22 protein-coding genes and 2 riboswitches are annotated in these 21,749 nt (G+C 40.8%); of the genes, 1 reads left to right on the top strand and 21 read right to left on the bottom strand.

Annotated elements, in window-relative coordinates; translation table 11 throughout:
- Positions 1 to 70: 70 nt before the first annotated feature.
- The 21 genes from AC1RFD_RS08945 to AC1RFD_RS09045 all read right to left on the bottom strand — a co-directional run bounded on the left by AC1RFD_RS08945 (position 71) and on the right by AC1RFD_RS09045 (position 20,087).
- Positions 71 to 652 (bottom strand): TetR/AcrR family transcriptional regulator, encoded by a 582-nt coding sequence (locus AC1RFD_RS08945; RefSeq protein WP_103118379.1) that lies wholly within the window; start codon positions 650 to 652, stop codon positions 71 to 73.
- A gap of 115 nt (positions 653 to 767) precedes the next feature.
- Positions 768 to 998, bottom strand: a complete 231-nt coding sequence (locus tag AC1RFD_RS08950; protein ID WP_009370265.1) for a hypothetical protein — start codon at positions 996 to 998, stop codon at positions 768 to 770.
- 65 nt (positions 999 to 1,063) lie between these two features.
- Complete coding sequence (locus AC1RFD_RS08955; RefSeq protein ID WP_492474844.1) at positions 1,064 to 3,058, bottom strand: methyl-accepting chemotaxis protein; 1,995 nt, start codon at positions 3,056 to 3,058, stop codon at positions 1,064 to 1,066.
- Positions 3,059 to 3,381: 323 nt separating this feature from the next.
- Positions 3,382 to 4,314 (bottom strand): ribonuclease Z, encoded by a 933-nt coding sequence (gene rnz / locus AC1RFD_RS08960; RefSeq protein ID WP_054549205.1) that lies wholly within the window; start codon positions 4,312 to 4,314, stop codon positions 3,382 to 3,384.
- Between the two features lie 98 nt (positions 4,315 to 4,412).
- Positions 4,413 to 5,249, bottom strand: coding sequence for a class I SAM-dependent methyltransferase (locus tag AC1RFD_RS08965; RefSeq protein ID WP_048392356.1), 837 nt, complete (start codon positions 5,247 to 5,249; stop codon positions 4,413 to 4,415).
- Positions 5,246 to 6,745: a cobyric acid synthase gene (locus AC1RFD_RS08970; RefSeq protein WP_066036245.1), complete on the bottom strand. Its 1,500-nt coding sequence runs from the start codon at positions 6,743 to 6,745 to the stop codon at positions 5,246 to 5,248. Before AC1RFD_RS08970 ends, AC1RFD_RS08965 begins: the two co-directional genes overlap by 4 nt.
- Before the next feature lie 88 nt (positions 6,746 to 6,833).
- Positions 6,834 to 7,370, bottom strand: a complete 537-nt coding sequence (locus AC1RFD_RS08975; RefSeq protein ID WP_048392354.1) for a cob(I)yrinic acid a,c-diamide adenosyltransferase — start codon at positions 7,368 to 7,370, stop codon at positions 6,834 to 6,836.
- A gap of 13 nt (positions 7,371 to 7,383) precedes the next feature.
- Positions 7,384 to 7,944: a nitroreductase family protein gene (locus AC1RFD_RS08980; RefSeq protein WP_048392353.1), complete on the bottom strand. Its 561-nt coding sequence runs from the start codon at positions 7,942 to 7,944 to the stop codon at positions 7,384 to 7,386.
- 33 nt (positions 7,945 to 7,977) lie between these two features.
- Positions 7,978 to 8,745, bottom strand: a complete 768-nt coding sequence (gene cobA / locus AC1RFD_RS08985) for a uroporphyrinogen-III C-methyltransferase (protein WP_054549204.1) — start codon at positions 8,743 to 8,745, stop codon at positions 7,978 to 7,980.
- Positions 8,742 to 9,380 (bottom strand): precorrin-2 dehydrogenase/sirohydrochlorin ferrochelatase family protein, encoded by a 639-nt coding sequence (locus tag AC1RFD_RS08990; protein ID WP_009370253.1) that lies wholly within the window; start codon positions 9,378 to 9,380, stop codon positions 8,742 to 8,744. The genes cobA and AC1RFD_RS08990 overlap by 4 nt, the downstream gene beginning before the upstream one ends.
- The gene (locus AC1RFD_RS08995; RefSeq protein ID WP_048392351.1) at positions 9,373 to 10,740 is read right to left on the bottom strand and encodes a cobyrinic acid a,c-diamide synthase CobB; all 1,368 of its coding nucleotides are present in this window, start codon (positions 10,738 to 10,740) and stop codon (positions 9,373 to 9,375) included. Before AC1RFD_RS08995 ends, AC1RFD_RS08990 begins: the two co-directional genes overlap by 8 nt.
- Before the next feature lie 11 nt (positions 10,741 to 10,751).
- Positions 10,752 to 11,873 (bottom strand): cobalt-precorrin 5A hydrolase, encoded by a 1,122-nt coding sequence (locus AC1RFD_RS09000; protein ID WP_048392350.1) that lies wholly within the window; start codon positions 11,871 to 11,873, stop codon positions 10,752 to 10,754.
- Entirely contained in the window at positions 11,866 to 12,651 is a 786-nt protein-coding gene (cobM, locus tag AC1RFD_RS09005) for a precorrin-4 C(11)-methyltransferase (RefSeq protein ID WP_004231312.1), read from the bottom strand. The genes AC1RFD_RS09000 and cobM overlap by 8 nt, the downstream gene beginning before the upstream one ends.
- Entirely contained in the window at positions 12,651 to 13,358 is a 708-nt protein-coding gene (cobI, locus tag AC1RFD_RS09010) for a precorrin-2 C(20)-methyltransferase (RefSeq protein ID WP_004231310.1), read from the bottom strand. Before cobI ends, cobM begins: the two co-directional genes overlap by 1 nt.
- Positions 13,351 to 14,571, bottom strand: coding sequence for a precorrin-6y C5,15-methyltransferase (decarboxylating) subunit CbiE (cbiE, locus tag AC1RFD_RS09015; RefSeq protein ID WP_259419667.1), 1,221 nt, complete (start codon positions 14,569 to 14,571; stop codon positions 13,351 to 13,353). The genes cobI and cbiE overlap by 8 nt, the downstream gene beginning before the upstream one ends.
- Positions 14,528 to 15,661, bottom strand: a complete 1,134-nt coding sequence (locus AC1RFD_RS09020) for a cobalt-precorrin-5B (C(1))-methyltransferase (RefSeq protein WP_054549201.1) — start codon at positions 15,659 to 15,661, stop codon at positions 14,528 to 14,530. The genes cbiE and AC1RFD_RS09020 overlap by 44 nt, the downstream gene beginning before the upstream one ends.
- Entirely contained in the window at positions 15,661 to 16,320 is a 660-nt protein-coding gene (locus tag AC1RFD_RS09025; RefSeq protein WP_004231303.1) for a precorrin-8X methylmutase, read from the bottom strand. Before AC1RFD_RS09025 ends, AC1RFD_RS09020 begins: the two co-directional genes overlap by 1 nt.
- 12 nt (positions 16,321 to 16,332) lie before the next feature.
- Positions 16,333 to 17,094 carry a precorrin-6A reductase gene (cobK, locus tag AC1RFD_RS09030; RefSeq protein WP_054549200.1) on the bottom strand — a complete coding sequence of 254 codons (762 nt, stop codon included), beginning with the start codon at positions 17,092 to 17,094 and terminating at the stop codon, positions 16,333 to 16,335.
- Positions 17,091 to 18,029, bottom strand: coding sequence for a sirohydrochlorin chelatase (locus tag AC1RFD_RS09035; RefSeq protein WP_259419668.1), 939 nt, complete (start codon positions 18,027 to 18,029; stop codon positions 17,091 to 17,093). Before AC1RFD_RS09035 ends, cobK begins: the two co-directional genes overlap by 4 nt.
- Before the next feature lie 14 nt (positions 18,030 to 18,043).
- Entirely contained in the window at positions 18,044 to 19,711 is a 1,668-nt protein-coding gene (gene cobJ, locus AC1RFD_RS09040; protein ID WP_492474845.1) for a precorrin-3B C(17)-methyltransferase, read from the bottom strand.
- Positions 19,712 to 19,715: 4 nt separating this feature from the next.
- Positions 19,716 to 20,087: a (2Fe-2S) ferredoxin domain-containing protein gene (locus AC1RFD_RS09045; protein ID WP_004231296.1), complete on the bottom strand. Its 372-nt coding sequence runs from the start codon at positions 20,085 to 20,087 to the stop codon at positions 19,716 to 19,718.
- A 146-nt stretch (positions 20,088 to 20,233) separates the two neighbouring features.
- Positions 20,234 to 20,415, bottom strand: a riboswitch (cobalamin riboswitch).
- A gap of 251 nt (positions 20,416 to 20,666) precedes the next feature.
- A riboswitch (cobalamin riboswitch) is annotated at positions 20,667 to 20,851 on the top strand.
- A 149-nt stretch (positions 20,852 to 21,000) separates the two neighbouring features.
- Between AC1RFD_RS09045 and AC1RFD_RS09050 the strand changes: the two genes are divergently transcribed.
- Positions 21,001 to 21,747, top strand: a complete 747-nt coding sequence (locus tag AC1RFD_RS09050; RefSeq protein WP_048392343.1) for an energy-coupling factor ABC transporter permease — start codon at positions 21,001 to 21,003, stop codon at positions 21,745 to 21,747.
- Positions 21,748 to 21,749 lie beyond the last annotated feature (2 nt).

Consider the following 21,749-nt stretch of genomic DNA (forward strand, 5'->3'; position numbering starts at 1 on the left):
CTTTAATTTGTTAGTTAGTTATAACTAACATTTTATTTAAAAAATATATGAAAGCTTTGTGGGTAGAGCATTAAATACAGACTCCACCCACAAAAGTAGCTACTAAATGATCAACAAAACTTTCCTTTTGGTTTTTTAAAAAATGATCATCCCAAAATGCATTGGATACAAAGAAACCGAAAAGGCTCGTTAAAAAAACAGTGGCCTGCCCATTTGTATCAATATCCTTCATCTTTCTCTGTTGGATTTGGACTTGAAAATAACCTTCCAATAATTTTAGTAATTGTTTGGTTTGGCTATCCGAAATAAGCTCCATTACTCCTGGTAGTATACTTCTATCTTGTGTAGTAATGAGAAATGTCGCTTTATTTTTTTCCATAAAAGCTAGATAAGCGTTAGCAATTTGCTGTAAGTCATTCACTAGATTTCCTGATAAATCTCGAGCAAATAACTGTTCAAAGTATGGAATATAAGAATTTCTATCTAGCACAGCTTGTAGAATCCCCATTTTTGTTTCAAAATGACGAAAAACAGTCATTTCACTCACTCCAGCAGTTAAAGCAATGTCTTTCACAGAGACATTGGAGTAGCCCCTTTCAGTCATTAAGCTTGTTGCAGCGGCAAGAATTTTATCCTTTGTATCTTTTTTCATTTTACACGCCCTCTAAATGTTAGTTATGACTAACAAAAATATAGAGGATTGAACCCAATTTGTCAAAAAAAAATGTGTTGTTATTAGAACATGCTCTAATAACAACACTTGTGAGTTACATATGCCCTGCTCGGATTTTCTTTACGATGCTGAAAGTCGTGTAGGCAGCAGCGGGTGCTAATACGACAATAAAAATAATCCACACAGTTAAATTATTGGTTGCTTTTAATGTTTCATAATTTGTCATGACAAAAATAATTAGACCGAATAATAGTAAATAGCTCAGCACATTGGGAAAAATGACGATTAATCGTAATAATGCTGGCGGCATCTTTTGTTGATTCATTTAAACCACACCCCTTTTTTCAATTATACGGGAATATAGTGATTTATCGTACTATATTTTTCCTTTTATACTTTATATTTGCCTGCTGATAGTTGGAGGTTTGCCGCTGTTGTATTTAATTGGTCGATAAATGCGGTCATGCTCTCCATATTTTCCGCTTGATGTTTAGCCTTTTGAGCAACGGCATCAACACTTTGCGATGTCTGCTTAGCCAAGAGCGAAACATCTTCCATGGTAGCTGTTACTTCCTCTGTACTAGCAGCAATTTCCTCAGTGGAGCTTGATACTAAATCCACTTGTGTTGCTAACACCTGTACATCATTATGAATTCCTTCAAACGATTGCTGTGCTTCTTGTACGATTGCACGTCCTGCATGTAAGACATCTGCTGTTGCTTGGATGGTTGCTACAATATTGGCTGTTTCCTTTTGGACATTCATCACCACCTGGGTGATTCTATCCGCCGCACTCTTAGAATCTTCAGCTAATTTCCGAACTTCTTCAGCTACAACGGCAAAGCCTTTCCCCGCTTCACCAGCACGCGCCGCTTCAATAGATGCATTTAATGCCAGTAAATTCGTTTGATCAGAAATTCCCGTAATCACATTGGTAAATTCCCCGATCATTGTAGATAGCTTTTCAAGCTCCTGTGTTCCAATCACCGCAAAATTCGTTTTCTCATGAACAGTCACTAATTGCTTTTGTAAGGACTGCATAATTTGTAATCCATTATCTGCGTTTTCCTCAGTATTACGTGAAATACTAGAAATTTCTGCTATGGATTCCGAAATATATTGAATGCTGCGCGCCAATTCCTCCATTGAATGCGCACTGTCTGCCGTATTATTCTGTTGTGCAAAGGAGGCCTGAGCTACCTGACTAGATTCTCCTTGGATAATTGCGGCTGATTCAAGTGTTTCATGAGCATTTTCTTGAATTGTATAGGTAGCTTCTTTTATTTGATTGGCCCCTTGCTTTATCTCACACATAATTTGTTGGAAATTATCCATCATCCCATTAAATGATGTCACTAATTGGCCAATCTCATCCTTTGCATGGATTGGAATACGCTTGGTTAAATCGGCTTCTCCTTTACTAATTTCCTCTAAGGAATTGCGCACACTTAAAATACGCGATACTTGCTTTGAAATAGACAGGCCCGTAGTGAAGAAAATCACACAGACAACGATCAATGAAGCTACAATTGTGCCTACCAAAATTTGTGAGAGGATAACATTGGATACAATAATAGCTAAGTATGTACCGTTTGATAATGGCTTTACATATTGCGTGACACGTGTGCCATCGTAGCGCCCTGAAAATTCAGTCGACTTTTGTGCTGAAAATTGGGCTGGCTCAAAACCAATATTCGCTAAATTTTGTTTTACTGTAGCGGCAATGGCTTGGCCTTTTTCATCTACAATAGCGGCGAATAATACGGTTGAGGATAAATAGTTGTTCAGTTGATCGATATAAGATTCACTGCCGATACTTGCTTCTAAATCTAGTAGCTGCTGTCCATGGCGAGCCACCTGTACAATTTGTGGAGTTGCTGGATTCCAGCTACCTACCCCGACAAATTTGAAAAATTGATCATCGACATCGCGAATTTGTGCTTTTTGGACAATTTCTTTCGCTCTTCCATCTAAAAGTTGCATATATTCGGCAGCTTGTCCGTTTGGATCAGCGCCAAAGTTAAAATCAACAGTTGGAGCTACTGATGTCACCGTTGTATTCCCTTTATCATCTGTACTCCAAATCTCATCGATGCCACCACGCTCAGCAATGGCCTTTAAATCCTCATATGTAGCACCTTTGTCAATGATGTAAGAAGCCATTACAGATTCGGCAATCATTTCTTTTTCCATAATTTCTTCTGCTTTTTCTCTAGATTGAATCGCTCCTTCCAACCCCATGACAATGGAGTTGGCGATTGCTTCTCCATTGCTTTTTTCACTTTTATATGTAGCTTGATAAACATAAATAGAAAATGCCGCTATAATGAACACCACAATGCCCATAATCTCCAGAAGCATTTTCCATTTCATTGACTTTCTCATGATGAGATCCCCCTAAAAATTACGATTATTTCCACTTCATCATACAATATTACTTCCATATATTTCATTAACAATTTATTAAATATAAAATAATAATTTTTGAAGAAGTTTAAATTGTCATTAATTTGTAAAAATTCTGGAATAGATAAGCAAGGAGGATAAATCTAACTATTTTGTACTAGTAGAGGCATGCAAAAAAGGATCATTCTCATGATTAAACAGTAATATTTAAACAAAATTATCTACACACCTTTAGGACTATAAACTAAAAACATCTATTAGAAGAATCTCCTCTAATAGATGTTTCTTACTTATTAACTATATCAAAATAATTTATTATGTTGCCATGTATATACGGCTTGATCAGCTGTTAGGAATGTATTCGGAAAAATCCCCTGTGCTTCAGCTAAAAATTGAGGTAAGTCATATGGAAGAAAACGTGCGCTTAAATGATTTAATAATAAATAGTGTGCTCCAGCTTGCTGTGCGACTTTTGCTGCCTCCACATTTGTTGCATGACCGTAGCTTGCTGCTAAATCTGTTGTTGTACCATCAAAAGTTGCTTCATGGACAATGATATCAGCGCCCATTGATAATTGGATTGCTTCTTCACAATATTTCGTGTCGCCTAAGACTGACAATGTAAAGCCCTTTTTGGCTGGTGCCACCACGTCTTTCGCAAGTACCACATCACCATTTTCAAGTACAATATCGTGGCCATTTTTTAATTGGCCTAGTAAAGGTCCCTTTGGAACACCAAGTGCCTGTGCTTTGTCGATTAATAATTCGCCTGGTAAATCCTTTTGTTCGATACGATACCCATAGCAAGGTACAACATGGCGTAATTCCTTAGCATGAATTGTAAAATGAGCATCCTCAAAAATAATGCCTTCTTGTACTTCTACAAAGCGTAAAGGATATGTTAAATGGGTTTTTGATAGGGCCAATGTTTGTTCAATCCACTGTTGTAAGCCAGATGGTCCGAAGATCGTTAGCGGCTCATCCCCACCTTGAAAGGAACGCGAGCTTAAAAAGCCTGGAAGTCCAAAAATATGATCCCCATGTAAATGTGTAATAAATATTTTCGTCACTTTCCGTGGCTTTAACGACGTATGAAGGATTTGATGCTGTGTCGCCTCCCCACAGTCAAATAGCCACATTTCACTCACTTCGTCTAATAGCTTTACCATCAGAGCACTTGTATTTCGTTCTTTTGAAGGCATGCCTGCGCCTGTCCCTAGAAAATGTAGCTGCAACATAAGCCACCTCACTTCTTATTTATATCATTTTATTGTACCTTATCCATTCCCATAAGAAAAACCTTTGGTGTACAGTTTCTCCAAAGGTTTCTTAATTATTTTGGTTGCCATGAAACAAGCGCCGCATGGAAATCATGACGATAATAATAACGTCCATCCTTTTCTTCGATAAAAGGTAGCAGTGATTCTTCTACATGGGCTCGCTGAAAATTCGTCGTTAATATTTTTTTACTCTGCGTTGTCACAAGCTGCTCATAGCTTTCATATTCATAGACACGTTCTAGAGGGATAATCTGACAATCCGCGTAAATATCCATTTCATAGAGTAGATTCAAAAACTCGATATAATCTCTGCGCGGAAATTTAATGTCATAACCATACTTTTCATATAACTTTTCATAGTGTGGCTGAATGGGGCCTGTCGTCATCCCAATGATAGCACGCTTTCTCGCCAGCCGATTCATGTGATATAAAGCTGCTTTTATTTCATACATTCGGTAAAAACAATTCACGCCCAAGACGATATCATGTGGTTCAATCTCATCATGCTCTAAACTTTCCCACTTTGCATGAATATAGGAAACGTGCTCCTCCTGCGGCATACACTGCTGTAAGTAATGCAAAATGCTTTCAGAGCTATCCACACATGTGAGCTTCCTTACTTTATCAGCTAATGGAAATGTATAATTGCCCCACCCAGGACCAATTTCTAATACAGAATGCTGAGGTTCAATCTTTTTTTGAAGCTCCTGAAAAATCAATGCAGCATAAGGATCTGTTTGTCCCACTTTTTTACGTGCCACTGATTGGGCCCAAAATTGCTCCTCTAGCTGATCATTCACCATTCGTTCAGGCATATTGCCATGCCAGTCCTTCATGCCTTCCTGCCATAATGCCTCATAGTTAATGGCTAACGGTCCTTTTCTCGTCATATAGATACCTCTAACGATAATATTTCATATATTTTTTTCATATCAAGATTTGCACGAACGTGGTCGGCTAACATATTATAGGCATCTTCTCTTCGTTCTGCGTCACTTTTCACATCACTTGGTAAAGCTGCTAGCCCTTTTTTCACTCGTATTTCATTGACGAGTTGGCGGGTAAAGGGACGATTATGGAACAAGCCGTGGAAATATGTGCCAATCACTTGCTCATCTTGACTAACCGCACCATCTTCTCTTCCATCCTCTAATAGTAAAAACGGTGATACCGCACCACGTAAAATTTTTGTACGCCCTAGATGGATTTCATAGCCTGTCAATGTGTCCTGCCCTCTTACGCCTGTCATTTGCACCGTTTTTTTATTGCCTACAAAAATGGTTTCCATCGGTAATAGCCCAAGACCATCTGCAGATTCACCATTCCCCTCCACTGCTTCTGGATCAAGTAATGTTTCACCAAGCATTTGGAAACCGCCACAAATGCCAATAATTTTAGTACCGTACTCACGTAAATGTGTGATGGCTTGATCGAAGCCCTGTGCTTTTAGCCAAGCTAAATCATCCATTGTACTTTTCGTTCCTGGCAGAATGAGTAAATCTGGTGTACCTAATTCATTGACATGACCAATTAAACGTACACCCACCTCAGGCTCATCGAAAAATGGATCAATATCGGTGAAGTTTGAAATACGAGGTAAACGAATCATGGCTACATCTACAGCAAATTCGCCTGGCTTTGGTTTTTTAAAACGTAGTGACGATAATGCAAGAGAATCCTCTGCTTCAATATTGACATCGACATAAGGAATCACACCAAGTACCGGAATACCAGTTTCGCGCTCCACCCATGCCAAACCATCATCCAGTAATTCACGCATGCCTCTAAACTTATTGATAATTAATCCCTTAACACGTGCTCGTTCTTCCTCATCTAACAATGCCAGTGTACCAACAATCGAGGCAAAGACACCGCCACGATCAATATCAGCAACGAGGACTACCGCTGCATCTGCTAAATGAGCCATTCGCATATTCGCAATATCGCGATCCTTTAAGTTAATTTCTGCTGGGCTACCAGCGCCCTCTAGGACAATAACATCATATGTATGTTGAAGCGTGCGAACTGATTTTTCTACGATTGGCATCGCTTCTTGCACAAAATTATTGCGGTAGCTTTTGGCATCCATATTTAAAAAATGCTTACCATGAACGATAACCTCTGACATCATATCTTGCTTCGGTTTCAGCAAGATAGGGTTCATATCTGTCGTTGCAACAACACGAGCCGCCTCTGCCTGTACCCCTTGTGCGCGGCCGATTTCACCGCCATCCTTTGTAACAAATGAATTAAGAGCCATATTTTGTGATTTAAATGGGACTACCTTCAGTCCATCATCTGAAAATATACGACATAGTGCAGTACAAATCATACTTTTTCCAACATCGGAAGCTGTTCCTTGAATCATGATTGATTTTGCTGGCATAGTCACTCTCCTCCGTAATTATTCTATGGCAGAACGCATGTATTCGTTTTCGCTTCGTGTGTATTCCCTCCAGCAATTGTAAAGGGCTTTAAAATTCGAGCCCTTTCACCGCTGGAATCCCTTCATCATAGTAATGCTTTGTCGCCTCAATGGTTGACACTAAATCAGCCATTGCTAGTAATGCTGGATTCGCACTTCGTCCTGTGACAACCAAATGCATTGTAGAAGGGCGGTGTTGGATTGCCTCGATGACTTCTGCTAGGGGAAGGACATCATCGATTGGAAACTTGGTGATCGCTAGGGCATTGTTGAGTTCATCTAGGACCAATAAATCAATGCTGTCATCCTGTAGAGCTGCCTTCGTTTTTTTCCAAGCCTTGGCTAATGCAGCTCGATGCTCCTCAGGTGTTTTTGTCCATGTAAAACCTATGCCCATTTGTTCCATTTCTACGCCTAGCTTACGAAGGGCAATTTGCTCTCCATAAGTACGTTCTGGGGATTTGATAAACTGCAGATAACGCACATTTAAGCCTCGACCAACTGCACGCAATGTAACGCCAAGAGATGCTGTCGTTTTGCCCTTACCCTCACCTGTATATACTAAAAACAAGCCTTTTCTTGCCATACTGATAGCCTCCTTACAGCCATGTTGTCTTTTCTGCAAACGGCGTTCGTTTCTTGTCGGTTTGTTCTTGCTCCTGTGGGTAGCCAATAAATATTGTACCAACTACTTTTTGAGCGTCGCTTGCACCAATAAACGTATGCATACGAGGATCATGTACGAGGCCAACACCACGTGTACGCCAAACAAAGCCAAGACCTAGCTCCTCTGCTGTCAACCACATAGACATAATGGCACTACATACAGCAAAGACATTATCTTCTGTCGCATCTGTGTCCCCTTCTACTATGTCAGCTGTCACCACAATGGCTACAGGGGTTGTTTGTACAACCTTTAATGAACTTTCCACTAAATTTGGCTTCGTGGGAAAGCGTTCTTGTAAATAAGCACTTGCCATTTCTTCATAACGCTTCATGGCTTCATCTTGAATGACATAAAAATGCCAGGGCTCACGCATCCGGTCATTTGGTGCATAGGTTGCTGCCTGTAAAATTTGCTCAATTTTTTCTTTCTCTACTGGTTGTGTCGTGTAATTACGAATTGCTCGACGTTTTTTTAATGCTTCAATGACAGTCATAGTGCTTCCTCCTTGTGCGCTTATAAGAAATGATTATGAAAAGGTAAGTCCTTGCTCTTCAAACCATTGAATTTTTTCCCGTACATTGACAACCTCGCCAACAACAATCATAGAAGGGTTATGGTACCCTTCACGCTCAATGATGCTGGCTATCTCATCTAGCGGCCCTGTAATCGTGCGTTGCTGAGCAGTTGTTCCCCACTCAATGACCGCTACTGGCGTTGTTGCCTTCCGTCCATTTTCGATTAATTTGCGAGCAATGTAGGCAATATTACCAACGCTCATATAAAAGGCAACGGTATCTATACCCGTAGCTAAAGCGGGCCAATTCAAAAAATCTTGTCCTTTTTCTTCACGACCATGTCCAGTTACAAGGGCAAAGCTTGTCGCGAAGTCCCTATGTGTAACTGGAATTCCTGCGTATGCAGGAGCTGCAATTCCTGCTGTAATCCCCGGAACGATTTCATAGGCAATGCCATGATTTTTTAATATTTCAGCTTCCTCCGCGCCACGTCCAAAAACAAAGGGATCGCCACCTTTTAGGCGTGTAACAATTTTACCTTCTTGTGCTTTTTCAACGAGTAATGCATTTATTTCCTCTTGAATAAGATGATGCTTCCCAGGTAATTTGCCACAATAAACTAGCTCCGCATCCTTTTTTGCAAAATCAAGCAATTTAGGATTTACAAGACGGTCATAAGCAATTACATCAGACTTTTGAATACATTCCAGTCCATACACAGTAATGAGCTTCGGATCGCCAGGACCTGCTCCCACGATATATACGATTCCATCCTTCATTGCGTTGCTCCCATCAATAGTTGTTGTAAATATGCTTCTCGTCGATCGATCTCACCATGACGTGTCCATTCAAGGATGTTTGGCTCTAGCAATGCTTGTAATGCCGCACGTCTTTGTGGACCTTTATCATACTTAGCAGCAATCATTAATCGAGCTTGCTGTAAAAAGCATACATAGTCATCATAAGCATCATCGAATTGCTCTTCTAAATCTGCTTTAATCTTGCGGGCTAGACTTGGGCTTGCTCCCGATGTCGAAACAGTTACCACCAATGGACCACGGCGAACAGTAGCAGGCGTAATAAAATCACTTTCACTTTGTTTATCTGTTCGGTTGATTAATTGCCAATGCTGTGCTGCTTCTTGAACGGCTTCGTTAACTGCTGTCACATTCGTTGCAGCGATAATGAGAATGGCGTCATCTAAATCACGAGGTTCAAATTCCTTTTGCTTCCAAGTAATTTGCCCTGACTCTGCAAGTGACTGTAATGTGTTATGTAAGGTTGGACTGACAATCACGATGTTTGCCTTTGCTGGTAACAGGGATGCTACCTTCTGCGTTGCCACGTGACCCCCGCCTACAATCACAACTGTTTTATATTCTAGATTGATATGAATAGGAAAATAATTAGTCATTACTTTTCACCTTCTTACAAGCTGTTAACCAATTGTCAACTAGCTTTGGGTTTGATACAAAATGGAAATGAGTATAGCCAGCCACTAAATTTCCTTCTTGATAGCCTTCTTTCTTTTTGCCAAAACGACCAATCGTTTCATAGGCTGCTGTATTGTGAGAACCACTATATTTGGAATAATGGAACTCATGGCCCTTCGCTTGTTCCTCAGCACCAATTAAGAAATTATCGGCTGTGCCAAAAATTTCACGATAACCAAGTGCTGCTAGTTTTGTTTGCATCGCCACTTCTCCAGGAATTACCCCTACCATGTCATAGCGGTCGCCATGGCTATTTGTAATGGCCTCTGTTAAATACATAAAGCCCCCACACTCAGCTAATGTTGGAAGACCTTTAGCAATGACTTGACGAATAGAGTCTTTAACGACTGTATTGGTAGCAAGTGACTCTGCAAATTCCTCAGGAAAGCCACCACCAATATACAAGCCATCTGCTTCAGCTGGTACAGGCTCATTCGCAAGCGGTGAGAAAAACTGTAGTGTCGCACCTTTCGCACGTAACAAAGCCAAGTTTTCTTCATAATAAAAATTAAAAGCTGCATCTCTTGCAACTGCTATACAAATATTTCGTGAAGGCTCCTCCCTAAATAAATGGCCTGATTCTTGCAAGATAGGAGCCTTTGTTAAATGTATTAATTGATCCAAATCAATCGTTTCCGCCATCAGGTTCCCTAGTTTATCAAAAAATGAATCTAGCTCTCCTCTTTCAATAGCAGGTACTAACCCTAAATGACGACTCGGGATATCGATCCCTTCCTCACGCTTTAGGTAGCCAATAACAGGTATGCCGCATTCTTGTTCAATAGCTGCCTTCGCAATTTCGTAATGACCGACACTACCAACCTGGTTCGCAATAACACCAACGATATTCGGCTTATCTGATAGTAATTGGAAGCCTTTTACAACTGCTGCTACGCTACGTGCCATGCTAGCACAATTGACAATTAAAATAACAGGACTCTCTGTCACTACGCTAATATCAGCAGCAGACCCAGCGTCAGATAAAGGGCTTTTACCGTCATAAAAGCCCATCACACCTTCAATAATAGATACATCTGCATCTATACTTGCACGTGCCACAATATCACGGACTGCTTCGTGTGAAAACATCCAGCTATCAATATTACGTGATACTCTGCCCGTTACAGCTGTATGATAGGTTGGGTCGATATAATCAGGACCGCATTTAAAGCCCTGCACCACGTTCCCTTTGTTTTGAAGTGCCTTCATCAGTCCAATGGTAAAAGTAGTTTTGCCTACACCACTACCCGTACCAGCTAGTACAAAGCGATTTGTTTGCATGGACTTCCTCCTTAAAATAGGTATCTAGCAACTGAAATCGTAGCATTACCCGATTTTTTCTTCTCTAATAGAAGTGATGGAACCTGTGCATAGCGCATAGCTGCTGGTTCACTCACTCCGTATGCACCCGTATATTTAAAGACTGTTTCAGAGGGTGATGGAAATTCGATTTCATTTAATTCATCCGGTGTATACGTAACGAACTCCCAATCATATTTCTTCGTAATCTCTAAGAAACATTGCTCATCTTTCTTCAAATCAATCGTGCATAAGGCTTTCACACTTTTTTTCGAAAGCTTTAGCTCTGCCAAGGTTTCATCGATTACTTGTTCAATTTCCTCTAAAGATGTACCACGGTTACAGCCCATTCCTAGCACAATGGATTTTGGGCGATAAATAACACCGTTTTCTAGAAGAACCTCTTCTTCAGGTTCAATGATTCGATCTGTTATTAATAATGTGGCATGGGGAGTAGCTTGGATGGCTGCCTGTGTTGATGGATAGATTTTAATTTGCTCTGGCATCGGTGTATCACGCATCCACCAATCACGTTCGCCTGTTTCCTGTACAATGGCTACATGTTCCTCATTTACAACAGATGCACTAACTGGTGTCAATTTATCCGCACTATCCCATACCCAGCCAAAGCGGGCTCCAAATAAATCAACTGGAATCGTCTTTTGTACATCAGAAGCCGTTGTAATAATCGGATTTGCACCAAGTGCAGCTGCCACCTCGTGTGTTAGCTCATTGGCACCACCTAAATGCCCTGATAATACGCTAATAACATTTTCCCCTCGATCATCAATCACCACAACACCTGGGTCTGTCTTTTTATCCTTTAAAATCGGCGCAATCATTCGTACAACTGCCCCTAGTGAAATAATTAAAATCAACCCTTTATATTGCTTAAATAGTGTTGGCAATAGCAGGCGCACTGTTCCTGTAAACAGTTGAATATGCTTTTCTTCTTCATCGCCTTGTTCAAATTTACTCATATAATATAAATCGCTTGCTGCAAAGGTTTGCTGCAGACGACGTCCTATTTGGACACCATGCTTCGTAATGGCTACAACGGCATAAGGATTACGTTGATCAACCTCTGGTAACACACCCTCTTGTAACTCAATCACTTGTCTTCACACCTTTTCTAAAGCCATGTGTAAAGCTTGCATCATATAACTTCGAACGATATTGATCTTTATCATGAATGTTCGGGTCTAATGCCCAGCCCGCTAAAATCATCGCATGCTTACGAATACCATTCACACGCATCGCTTCATCTAATTCGATTAAAGTTGTTCGTACGATTTTTTGATCGGGCCATGAAGCTCGTTGAATAACTGCTACAGGCGTGTCATCAGCCCAACCAGCACTTTGTAGCTCTTTGACAATTTTTTTCGTCAGCGTTGCACTAAGGAATAAGGCAATTGTACAATGATGGCTCGCTAAATCACGCAGCTTTTCAAATTCTGGTACAGGTGTGCGCCCCTCTGCACGTGTTAGAATAAGGGTTTGTGTTAGATCAGGAATTGTTAGCTCAGCTCCGATTGCAGCGGCCGATGCAAATACAGAGCTAACTCCTGGAATGACTTCATACCCAATGCCTTCCTTTTTTAATAGCGCAACTTGCTCCATAATGGCACCATACATCGCTGGATCACCTGTATGCATACGTGCCACTGTTTTACCAGCATTGACTCGGTCCACCATCACAGCAACCATTTCCTCCAAATGCATACCAGCTGTACGAATGACCTCCGCATCTGGTCTAGCTTTCGCAATAAGGTCCTCACTCACTAAAGAATCTGTATACATGACAACGTCCGCTGTTTGTAACATATGTAAACCTTTGACTGTAATTAAATCTGGATCACCAGGACCAGCGCCGACAATATAGATTTTTTTCATTATTTACGCACCACCATTAATGTTAAATATTCTAAATCGACACCATCCAACTCACGCACATCCCAAATGATTTCTTCATCAGATGTTACCTTTGTCACCACGGATGCTTTATCTAATAAATCTAAATCGCGTAGCACTTCAAGCATTAAATCAATCACTTTCGCCACTTTAATAAAAACAACAGCATCATGTGTTTCAATCGCTTCACGCATAGCTTCGTAATTGTCATACGCAGGAATAATCGCAACACGATCATCACCATCCGCTAACGCAATGCCTAAGCGTGATGCAGAGCCATTAAAAGAAGAAATCCCTGGTACCGTACGAATTTCGACATCTGGATGCTTGTCCTGCATTAGCTTCATCATATGAATAAACGTACTATACAATAATGGATCGCCCTCTGTAACAAAGGCTACATCTTTGCCTGCTTGTAATTTTTCGTAGACAAGTTCTACTGACTTTGTCCATTCACGTTCTAGAACAGCCTCATCTTTTGTCATTGGGAATACAAGACCAAGCATATCTTTTTCTTCTGGATTAATATACACATCTACAATACGATGGGCATAGCTTTTACTGCCTTTTAGCTTTTTTGGGTAAGCAATAACAGGTGATTCCTGAATCACTCGAAATGCCTTTACTGTAATTAATTCTGGATCGCCAGGACCAACGCCTAAGCCATATAAAATTCCTAGATTACTCATGATTTTCTTCCTTTCGATAAGCGGAAATAATGTATATTGGATTTAATGGCACAAAGCGTGTCATATCTAAAATTGGTTTACTGCGTGCCAGCTGAGCCTGTAAAATGTCAACAGCAAAACCACAAGCTTTAAATGCCTCAACAGCTTTATATAAATTTTCAATAGTCGCCGCATTTAAGACAATGCGCCCATTTTGCTTTAAACGCTGGCAGCATAATTGCAGTAACTCAACCATTTCACCACCAGTGCCCCCGATGAAAATGGCATCAGGGTCTGGAAAGTTGTCTAAACCCTCTGGTGCTTTACTATGGATAGCAGTTATATCGACTCGAAACTTTTGTTGGTTTTGAAGACAGTTTTCTAAATCAGGGGCATTTTTTTCTACAGCAAAAACTTGTCCCTCAGGAGCAAGCTTACCTGCCTCAATAGCCATGGATCCCGTACATGTGCCAATATCCCAAATAATGCTATCCCGTTGAAGCTGCATGGCTTGCAAACTTAAAACTCGAATTTCTTTCTTCGTAATAAGTCCTTTATCTGGCTTTCGTTGTGAAAATTCTTCATCATCAATCCCAAGTGTGTAGCGTTTCGGTGCTATTGTTTGTTTTAAAACCACGACATTTAAAGGAGAAAAATGAGTAACTTCCATTTCATCGAGCGAGTACCAGCCACTTTTTTCGTTGTCGCCCTGTAAATTTTCGGCTACAAACGCACGATATTCCGTCATACCAAAATACTTTAAATATCGAGCAAGAGCATTCGGACTATTCTCTACATCTGTTAAAAGTGCTACTTTCTTTTTGCCATCAATTCGCTGTGCCAAGCCCTTCATTGGTCGTCCATGAATACTCGTTACGTAAGCATCCTGCCAGCTCTCTCCCATTTTCGCAAAGGCCAGTTGGACAGAGCTCATATAGGGATAAACCTCTATTTGTAGCTTTTTGGCTAAATAGCCTCCGATGCCATAAAATAATGGATCTCCAGATGCAAGAATCACGGTATTTCTTGTTTCTTCAGACAATCTTTCAACAAGTGTTGAAAGACCTCCTTTTATCAAGATTTTTTCACCCCTAAAGTCTGGGAAAAAATCAAGTACTCGCTCACCACCAACAAGTACCTCACAGTCTTCAATCCACTGAAGGTATTGGGGTAATAAGCTTGCTAATCCGTTATCCCCGATCCCAATCAACTTCATCGATCGATGCAATGTCATCAGCCCTTCCTAATAATTGTCCCTGCATCGAATAGATCGATGTGGAAAGCGTTAAACCGCCCTTAATATGATGGATAGAGGAATAGCAGCAGGCCTCACATAAACGATGGAAGAACGCATCATAGCCCTTCTCCATCATAATCTCACCCACTTGTGAAGCTGTATTTGCCTCCAGAACTTGTGCTATCGTTTCTCTATCTGCCCCTATATCCTCTGCCAGTTGTGCTAAAAAATTAAAATCGATTGGTGCACTTTTGGAATGCACCATCATGACTCCTTGTGCGACTTTAGAAAATTTCCCCATCATCCCAACGAGTGAAACTTGTTTGATGCCTAGACGCTTACAATGCTTTAATGTAAAACCTACAAAGTCACCCATTTCAATAAACGCTTCTTCTGCTAGATGTGGGTATTGTTTCATCGCAAACTTCTCACTTCGTCCACCTGTTGTCACCACTAAATGCTCACAGCCAGCCTCTTTCGCTACACTGATGGCTTGGACAATACTGGCCATATAAGCAGAACTCGAAAAAGGCACGACGGTTCCCCTTGTGCCTAGGATTGAGATGCCCCCAAGTATACCGAGTCGTCCATTTAACGTTTTTTTAGCAATCTCCTCACCCTTAGGTACAGAAATCACCACATTCACGCCTCGAGTAATGTGAAATTCGTCCAACACACCTTGGACCGTGCTATAAATCATTTTACGGGGTACAGGATTAATGGCTGCCTCTCCGACAGGCACTGGCAGGCCAGGCTTTGTGACACGCCCGACGCCAATACCTCCATCTAAATGAATCCCAGGTGTATCTGCCCAGCTCACTGTGCCAACGATGAGTGCCTGATGGGTCGCATCAGGATCATCACCAGCATCTTTAATCGTTTCACAGCTGACAGCATTTTCTTCAAATATGCATTTTTCAATTGTAAAGGTTGCATCTCGACCAATAGGTAAATGAATCGTGCTTGTCTCTTGCTCCTCCTTGGTAATAAGGGCAAGCAGTGCAGCCTTTGATACAGCAGTTGCACAGGCTCCCGTCGTATAACCGTGACGCATGTCCTTGGGGTCCTTTTTTGGCTTCCGCTCCATTATTTTTTCGCCTGTTCGTCCGCTAAAAGTGAGATGGCATTTAAAGCAGCAACCGTCACTGTACTACCGCCTTTACGACCAACATTTGTAATGTACGGAATCCCTTCTAGTTTAAGCAGCTCTTCTTTTGACTCAGCTGCTGACACAAAACCAACAGGCATACCGATAATTAAATCTGGTTTTGCTAGCCCTTCTTTAATTAATCGAATCAATTCCAGCAATGCAGTTGGTGCATTACCAATGGCATAAATACCACCTTCATGTAATTTTGATGCCTTTTGCATCGAAATAATGGCACGTGTTGTATTTTGTTTTTTCGCTTCTATTGATACATCTTCATCCGCAATATAGCAATGCAAATCACCACCATGTTTTTGGAAACGCTTTTTACCAGAGCCACTTTCAATCATTTGCACATCTGCAATGACATGACGTCCTGCAAGAATAGACTTGATACCCGCTTCAATAGCACCTGGTGTAATGATGACACTACGACCTAGCTCGAAATCAGCTGATGCATGGATAATGCGACGTACAACTTTCCATTCATCTTCTGAGAAGTCATGCTCGCCCATTTCCTCTGCAATAATAGAGAAACTGTAATCGTAAATTTTATCTGGGTCTACCGTTAATGGTTTAAAATCTGTTTTAAAATCCATGGAAAATGCCTCCTAAATTGTATGTTCAACAGCCTGTAATACTTCTTCAAATGTTGAATATTGTTGGCCGTACTGTATATTTGGTCGTGCAATAAGAATCGTTTCAATCTGGCATGCGAGAGCTGCCTCTAGCTTCTCATCAACTGAGCCCACTTTACCGCTTTCTTTGGTAATCATCAACGTCACTCCGTATTGACGAAATAGAGCTTCATTTAATTCCTTTGAAAACGGACCTTGAATAGCCACAATATCTCGCTGCGCCACGCCAAGTGCCTCACATTTTTCCATATTATCTAGTCGTGGAAGCATACGAGCGATTACTCTTGTGTTTTCTAAGCCCTGTAAAACCTTTGTAAATGTAGCGAGTGTTTTACTACCTGTCGTTAGCATAATGACACCGCGTTTTTCTGCAGCTAGCTGAGCTGCCTCCTCATAATCCTTTACAACAGTAATCAAAGGATGGGCATAATGTTCATGAGCTCTTTCATAGCGAATATAAGGAATCTTTGCCTGCTCTGCCGCTGCCATCGCATTTTTAGAGGCTTCCTCCGCAAATGGATGAGAAGCATCTACCACCAATTGATAGCCCTGCTCTGTCATGATGGTCGCCATTTCCTCAGCTGTCAGTCTACCGATTAAATGTGGCAGGCCAACGTCAGCAAGACTAGAGGCTGCCGATTCAGTGACGACCGTAGCGGTTACCGCATAACCTGCGCTTTGTAATGCAAGGGCTAGATCCCTTGCATCACTTGTCCCTGCTAACATGAAAATCATTTTACCGGCTCCTCTTCATGATGATGGTCATGATGGTGATGGTCATGATGGTCATGATGGTGATGGTCGTGATGATGATGATGCGCATGTCCATGATCGTGATCATGATGGTGATGGTGATGTGCATGTCCATGTACTGCCGCATAGGCGCGATAATCTTCTAGATCTTGCATACCTGTTGATGTACCGTTGATTGCCTGTTCAATACGCTCTAATAAAACATTTTGTAACCGTTCATGGTAGCCAAAATAGTTAGCAATTTGAATATCACAATCTGGATAAAGTTCATTAAACTTCTCACACATGCCATGCATGCGTTCCATCAAAATGCCTGTGAATAAAAAGTATGGTAACATGATGATTTTTTTTGCACCTAGTTTGACACAACGTTCAATTCCTTCTTCAACTCGTGGATCTGTGACACCCATAAAAGCACTTTCTACGTATTTCACAGGTAGTTTTTCCCATAAAAGTCGCGTGATTTTATAAAAATCACCATTAGCAGATGGATCACTGCCACCTCGTGCAATCAATAAAATCGCTGTGTCTTCCTGCTCTTGTTCTGAATTAAAGCCAATTTCAGCTAGGCGATCTTGTAAAATGGCAAAGATTTCATCATGGATACCAATTGTTTGACCATATGTGAAGGTAATTGTTGGATAATGCTCACGCGCATGCTCTATTTCCGCTGGAATATGCAGTTTTGAATGGCCTGCATGCAGTAAAATGATTGGAATTACATGTACCTCTGTAGCTCCCTTTTTCACACAGTTTGTAATACCTTCTTCGATGTTAGGTGAAGCAAATTCAAGGAAACAAGTTTCCACTAAAAATTGTTCATCAATACGCGGTGTCATTTGTTCGATAAATGTACGAACCTCATCATTTCCTGCTGCTAAACGGCTCCCATGGCCGACAAATAAAATAGCTTTCATCTCTCTACTCCTTACTAGTCGCCGCACGGAGCTGGCTCTACTTTTATTTTGGAAGACATATCTTGATACGTAAAATGCAGTATTTTTTTCACACGTTTAAAATATTTAAATAAGCGTTCATTTGGATGAGCATTTGCTTTATATTCTTCAATAATATCTGTAATGAGTGGAATCAGCTGCTCAGGCTCCAGCCCTTCTACAACAGGCTGTGCTGCGTGTGCTGTACGACCGACTGGTTTTGCTCCAATAAAGACATCAAATTTACTTTTGCGGTAGACGATGCCAATATCATCAAATACAGCCCGATAACAGGCCATCCCACAGCCATTAAAGCCAATATTTAATGTCTTCGGTAAGGACATACCGCCTAGTTTTTCTTGTATTTCCTCTGCATATGGTATTGAATCAGCCTTTTCACCGTAGCAAAAATCACAAGCCTTCAGTGATAACACATCACCAATCGGGGATAATAAAAACCCTACTTCCTGTAATTTCTCTGTGATCTGTTCAGGGGCAGTCGTTGGTATTTTCAAATGAATTTGATGATCTGGTGTGTATTCCATCGTCCCCTCATCCCCAACGACCTCCGCTAACATCATCATTTGCTGGGGAGTAAAAAACTTATTGGCTACACCAGGACTTACTGCTAATTCAAAAATAGATTCTATTTTTTGCTGTACAAGCTTCGGTGTTACTTTGACTGCGCTTGTCCCTTTTACCATTGCAAGTGCCGCTGTAGCCATTCCAAGAGCTGTTTTTTTCGGCTTTGGCGTAGCGGCTATACTGGGTTTATTAAAGCGCCCTGCATTAGGGTCAGCCGTAAAGTCATTTCGCGCTGTTCCCGTCTCTTGGTTCATTGCCCAAGGTTCATTTTCTTCGCGTAAACGTTGATGTGGACGTAATGGCTGTTTCTCTTCACCCAGGGTATATTTACGTTGGTAACCGCGGGGCGTAATCATCTTATTGTCATAGAAAAATGTTGACGAATTCCCGATAATGACAGTTGTCAACATACCAATATCATGTTCTAGCATTTCTGCTAGTGTTGTCATGGTCACTTCTTGACGTTCTCGATAGGCACTTTTCACAAGCCCAACTGGTGTGTCTGGCGAACGATATTCTAAGAGTATTCGTTGAGCCTCGACAATTTGTCTTGTTCGACGTCCACTTTTAGGATTGTATAAAGCAATGACAAAGTCCGCCATTGCAGCTGCCTCGACACGCTTTGCAATTAAATTCCAAGGTGTTAGATGGTCACTCAAACTGATTGTACAAGCATCATGCATAATAGGTGCACCAAGTATGCTAGCGCATGAATTAATCGCAGAAATCCCAGGAACAATTTCAACTTCAATTCCTGTTGCTTCTGTCCAGCCTAGCTCAATTAACACCTCATAGACTAATCCTGCCATGCCATAGACGCCTGCATCACCACTCGAAATTACTGAGACGATGCTCCCTGCTTCAGCTTGACGAACGGCTTCCTGTGCACGCGACACTTCTTCTGTCATGCCTGTACTAACAATCGATTTTGCACTTACTAAATCTTGAATCAGCTCTACATAGGTTTTATAGCCTATAATCATATCACTTTGTTGTAAAGCCTCTACTGCACGTGTCGTAATATGCTTAAAATCTCCAGGTCCAAAGCCTACTACGAAAATTTTTCCTTTTTGCGCCATGTTGTTACCCCTCTTTCACCTTTTCGATCCCTTTAATGGCAGTTGTTTGAGCAGTACGCTGTAATGTACCTTCACGAAGTGTAAAGACATGTTCGTTGTATAAGGATTCATGATGTAAATCTTGTACTAGTGTTCTAGCATGCTCTGTTGATGGCACACGATACCAGTTTCCTTGAGGATAAGCGATTACCACACAAGCATCCTTGCAGCGTCCATTACAGCGCGTTCTTGTCGTATGTATTTCCTGATCGAGTGCTTGCCGCTGTATCTCATCTCGAATGGCTAAGGTAATTTCCTCCCCATCCTTTTTCATGCAGCTACTGCCATTGCAAATAAAGAGATGTGTTTTCATCCCCTCTAAATTCCAAGTTGTCATCTTCTGTCTCCCCTCATTTGCTTTTTGGAAAAAGAAAAACCTTTACTCTATAACGAAGAGTAAAGGTTTTGTAGAAGCCAAATAAAAACGAATAGAATGAAATACAGGTACCCGCTTTCGCTTCAACTTCTCCCTCCGAAAAGTTTGCATGCACAATCAAATAAGCAGGTTTCCTGACTTAAGCTTCATTTTACTGTCGCACCTTCCCAAGTTTGTACCAGTGGCTTTGCGATTTCATCAGCTATTACAGTAGCGGGGGCTGTATTGGATTTTCACCAATTTCCCTATTATCTCGAGCTATTCGAGCACTTATTGACGTTTTATATGAAATTTTTAGTAGAATTTTAAATAGAAAACTGTCTTTATCATATCTTATTATTTTAAAATTTCAATATTTCTTTAAAAATTTATGACAAATTTATCAATTTTGAATGGAACTAGGTATGAAATTTATACAATCTATATAATTTGCGCACAAACTTTTATCAGAATATTCACCGTTGACCTTTAATTTAAAAAATTTCATAAAAGGTATAGCATATTTATGGAAATTCATGTTACACTTTGTCGTGAAATCTCACAATTTGAATGTTTTTCGGTGCAAAGTGCTTGTCATTTTGCTTAAAAGGGAAGCCGGTTTGAGTCCGGCGCGGTCCCGCCACTGTAATAGGGAGCTTTATAGAATATGTCACTGTCCAACGGATGGGAAGACCTATAAAGCATTGAACTAGAGCCAGGAGACCTGCCGAAAAATAAGTGATCGTTTCAACCTACGAGGATAGGTGTGCGGCTTAGCAGATGAGACTGTTATTTGCTTTTTTAGCTATGCACTTTTCCACCTAAGGAGAAGTGCTTTTTTTAATTACGCACGCAATATTCTAAAAATCTATTAATTAGTTAGGAGGAAAGCTTTTTGAAATTATCATGGTGGAAACTTAGTTATTTTTTACTGGCCTTTTTAATCGTGCCAAAACGTGCCTTTGCCATGCATATCATGGAAGGTTTTTTACCAATCGAATGGGCTATTTTTTGGTGGGTGATCTCTATCCCATTTATCATTCTAGGATTGCGTTCTATTCGAAAAACCATTGATGAAAATCCTGAAACCAAAATGCTTTTGGGGCTTTCAGGAGCCTTTGCCTTTGTGCTATCCGCCCTAAAAATCCCTTCAGTTACAGGTAGTTGCTCTCACCCAACTGGTGTAGGACTTGGGACAGTACTCTTTGGCCCTCTAGCAATGAGTGTAATTGGAACAATCGTTTTATTATTTCAATCTTTATTATTAGCTCATGGAGGAATTACAACTTTAGGGGCTAATGCCTTTTCTATGGCTATTGTTGGTCCTTTTATTGCTTACTTTGTCTTTAAAGGGGCTCAAAAAGTAGGGTTGTCATTTTCACTAGCCATATTCTTTGCAGCTATGCTTGGTGATTTAGGTACATACATTGTGACTTCTGTACAACTAGCACTAGCCTTTCCTTCAGAGGTTGGAGGCTTTATGGCATCCTTTACAAAGTTTGCAGGTATTTTTGCCTTAACTCAAATTCCTTTAGCAGTGAGTGAAGGAATTTTAACGGTCATTGTGATGAATTTCTTGAAAAAATACAATGTTAGCGAATTAAAAACGTTACGTGTTTTCTCAACAAAGGAGGCACATTAACA

The organism is Lysinibacillus sp. GW823-FHT02G10, assembly GCF_058797135.1.

Excerpts from the sequence above, each read along its gene's own strand:
- AC1RFD_RS08950 (WP_009370265.1), bottom strand. The coding sequence starts at position 998 with ATGAATCAACAAAAGATGCCGCCAGCATTATTACGATTAATCGTCATT.
- cobJ (WP_492474845.1), bottom strand. The coding sequence starts at position 19,711 with ATGGCGCAAAAAGGAAAAATTTTCGTAGTAGGCTTTGGACCTGGAGAT.
- AC1RFD_RS08995 (WP_048392351.1), bottom strand. The coding sequence starts at position 10,740 with ATGCAAACAAATCGCTTTGTACTAGCTGGTACGGGTAGTGGTGTAGGC.
- cobK (WP_054549200.1), bottom strand. The coding sequence starts at position 17,094 with ATGATTTTCATGTTAGCAGGGACAAGTGATGCAAGGGATCTAGCCCTT.
- AC1RFD_RS08990 (WP_009370253.1), bottom strand. The coding sequence starts at position 9,380 with ATGACTAATTATTTTCCTATTCATATCAATCTAGAATATAAAACAGTT.
- AC1RFD_RS08970 (WP_066036245.1), bottom strand. The coding sequence starts at position 6,745 with ATGCCAGCAAAATCAATCATGATTCAAGGAACAGCTTCCGATGTTGGA.
- AC1RFD_RS09020 (WP_054549201.1), bottom strand. The coding sequence starts at position 15,661 with ATGGAGCGGAAGCCAAAAAAGGACCCCAAGGACATGCGTCACGGTTAT.
- cobI (WP_004231310.1), bottom strand. The coding sequence starts at position 13,358 with ATGAGTAATCTAGGAATTTTATATGGCTTAGGCGTTGGTCCTGGCGAT.
- cbiE (WP_259419667.1), bottom strand. The coding sequence starts at position 14,571 with ATGACATTGCATCGATCGATGAAGTTGATTGGGATCGGGGATAACGGA.
- AC1RFD_RS08945 (WP_103118379.1), bottom strand. The coding sequence starts at position 652 with ATGAAAAAAGATACAAAGGATAAAATTCTTGCCGCTGCAACAAGCTTA.
- cobM (WP_004231312.1), bottom strand. The coding sequence starts at position 12,651 with ATGAAAAAAATCTATATTGTCGGCGCTGGTCCTGGTGATCCAGATTTA.
- cobA (WP_054549204.1), bottom strand. The coding sequence starts at position 8,745 with ATGAAGGATGGAATCGTATATATCGTGGGAGCAGGTCCTGGCGATCCG.
- AC1RFD_RS08975 (WP_048392354.1), bottom strand. The coding sequence starts at position 7,370 with ATGGCAAGAAAAGGCTTGTTTTTAGTATATACAGGTGAGGGTAAGGGC.
- AC1RFD_RS08955 (WP_492474844.1), bottom strand. The coding sequence starts at position 3,058 with ATGAGAAAGTCAATGAAATGGAAAATGCTTCTGGAGATTATGGGCATT.
- AC1RFD_RS09045 (WP_004231296.1), bottom strand. The coding sequence starts at position 20,087 with ATGACAACTTGGAATTTAGAGGGGATGAAAACACATCTCTTTATTTGC.
- AC1RFD_RS08965 (WP_048392356.1), bottom strand. The coding sequence starts at position 5,249 with ATGACGAGAAAAGGACCGTTAGCCATTAACTATGAGGCATTATGGCAG.
- AC1RFD_RS08980 (WP_048392353.1), bottom strand. The coding sequence starts at position 7,944 with ATGACTGTCATTGAAGCATTAAAAAAACGTCGAGCAATTCGTAATTAC.
- AC1RFD_RS09035 (WP_259419668.1), bottom strand. The coding sequence starts at position 18,029 with ATGAAAGCTATTTTATTTGTCGGCCATGGGAGCCGTTTAGCAGCAGGA.
- AC1RFD_RS09025 (WP_004231303.1), bottom strand. The coding sequence starts at position 16,320 with ATGGATTTTAAAACAGATTTTAAACCATTAACGGTAGACCCAGATAAA.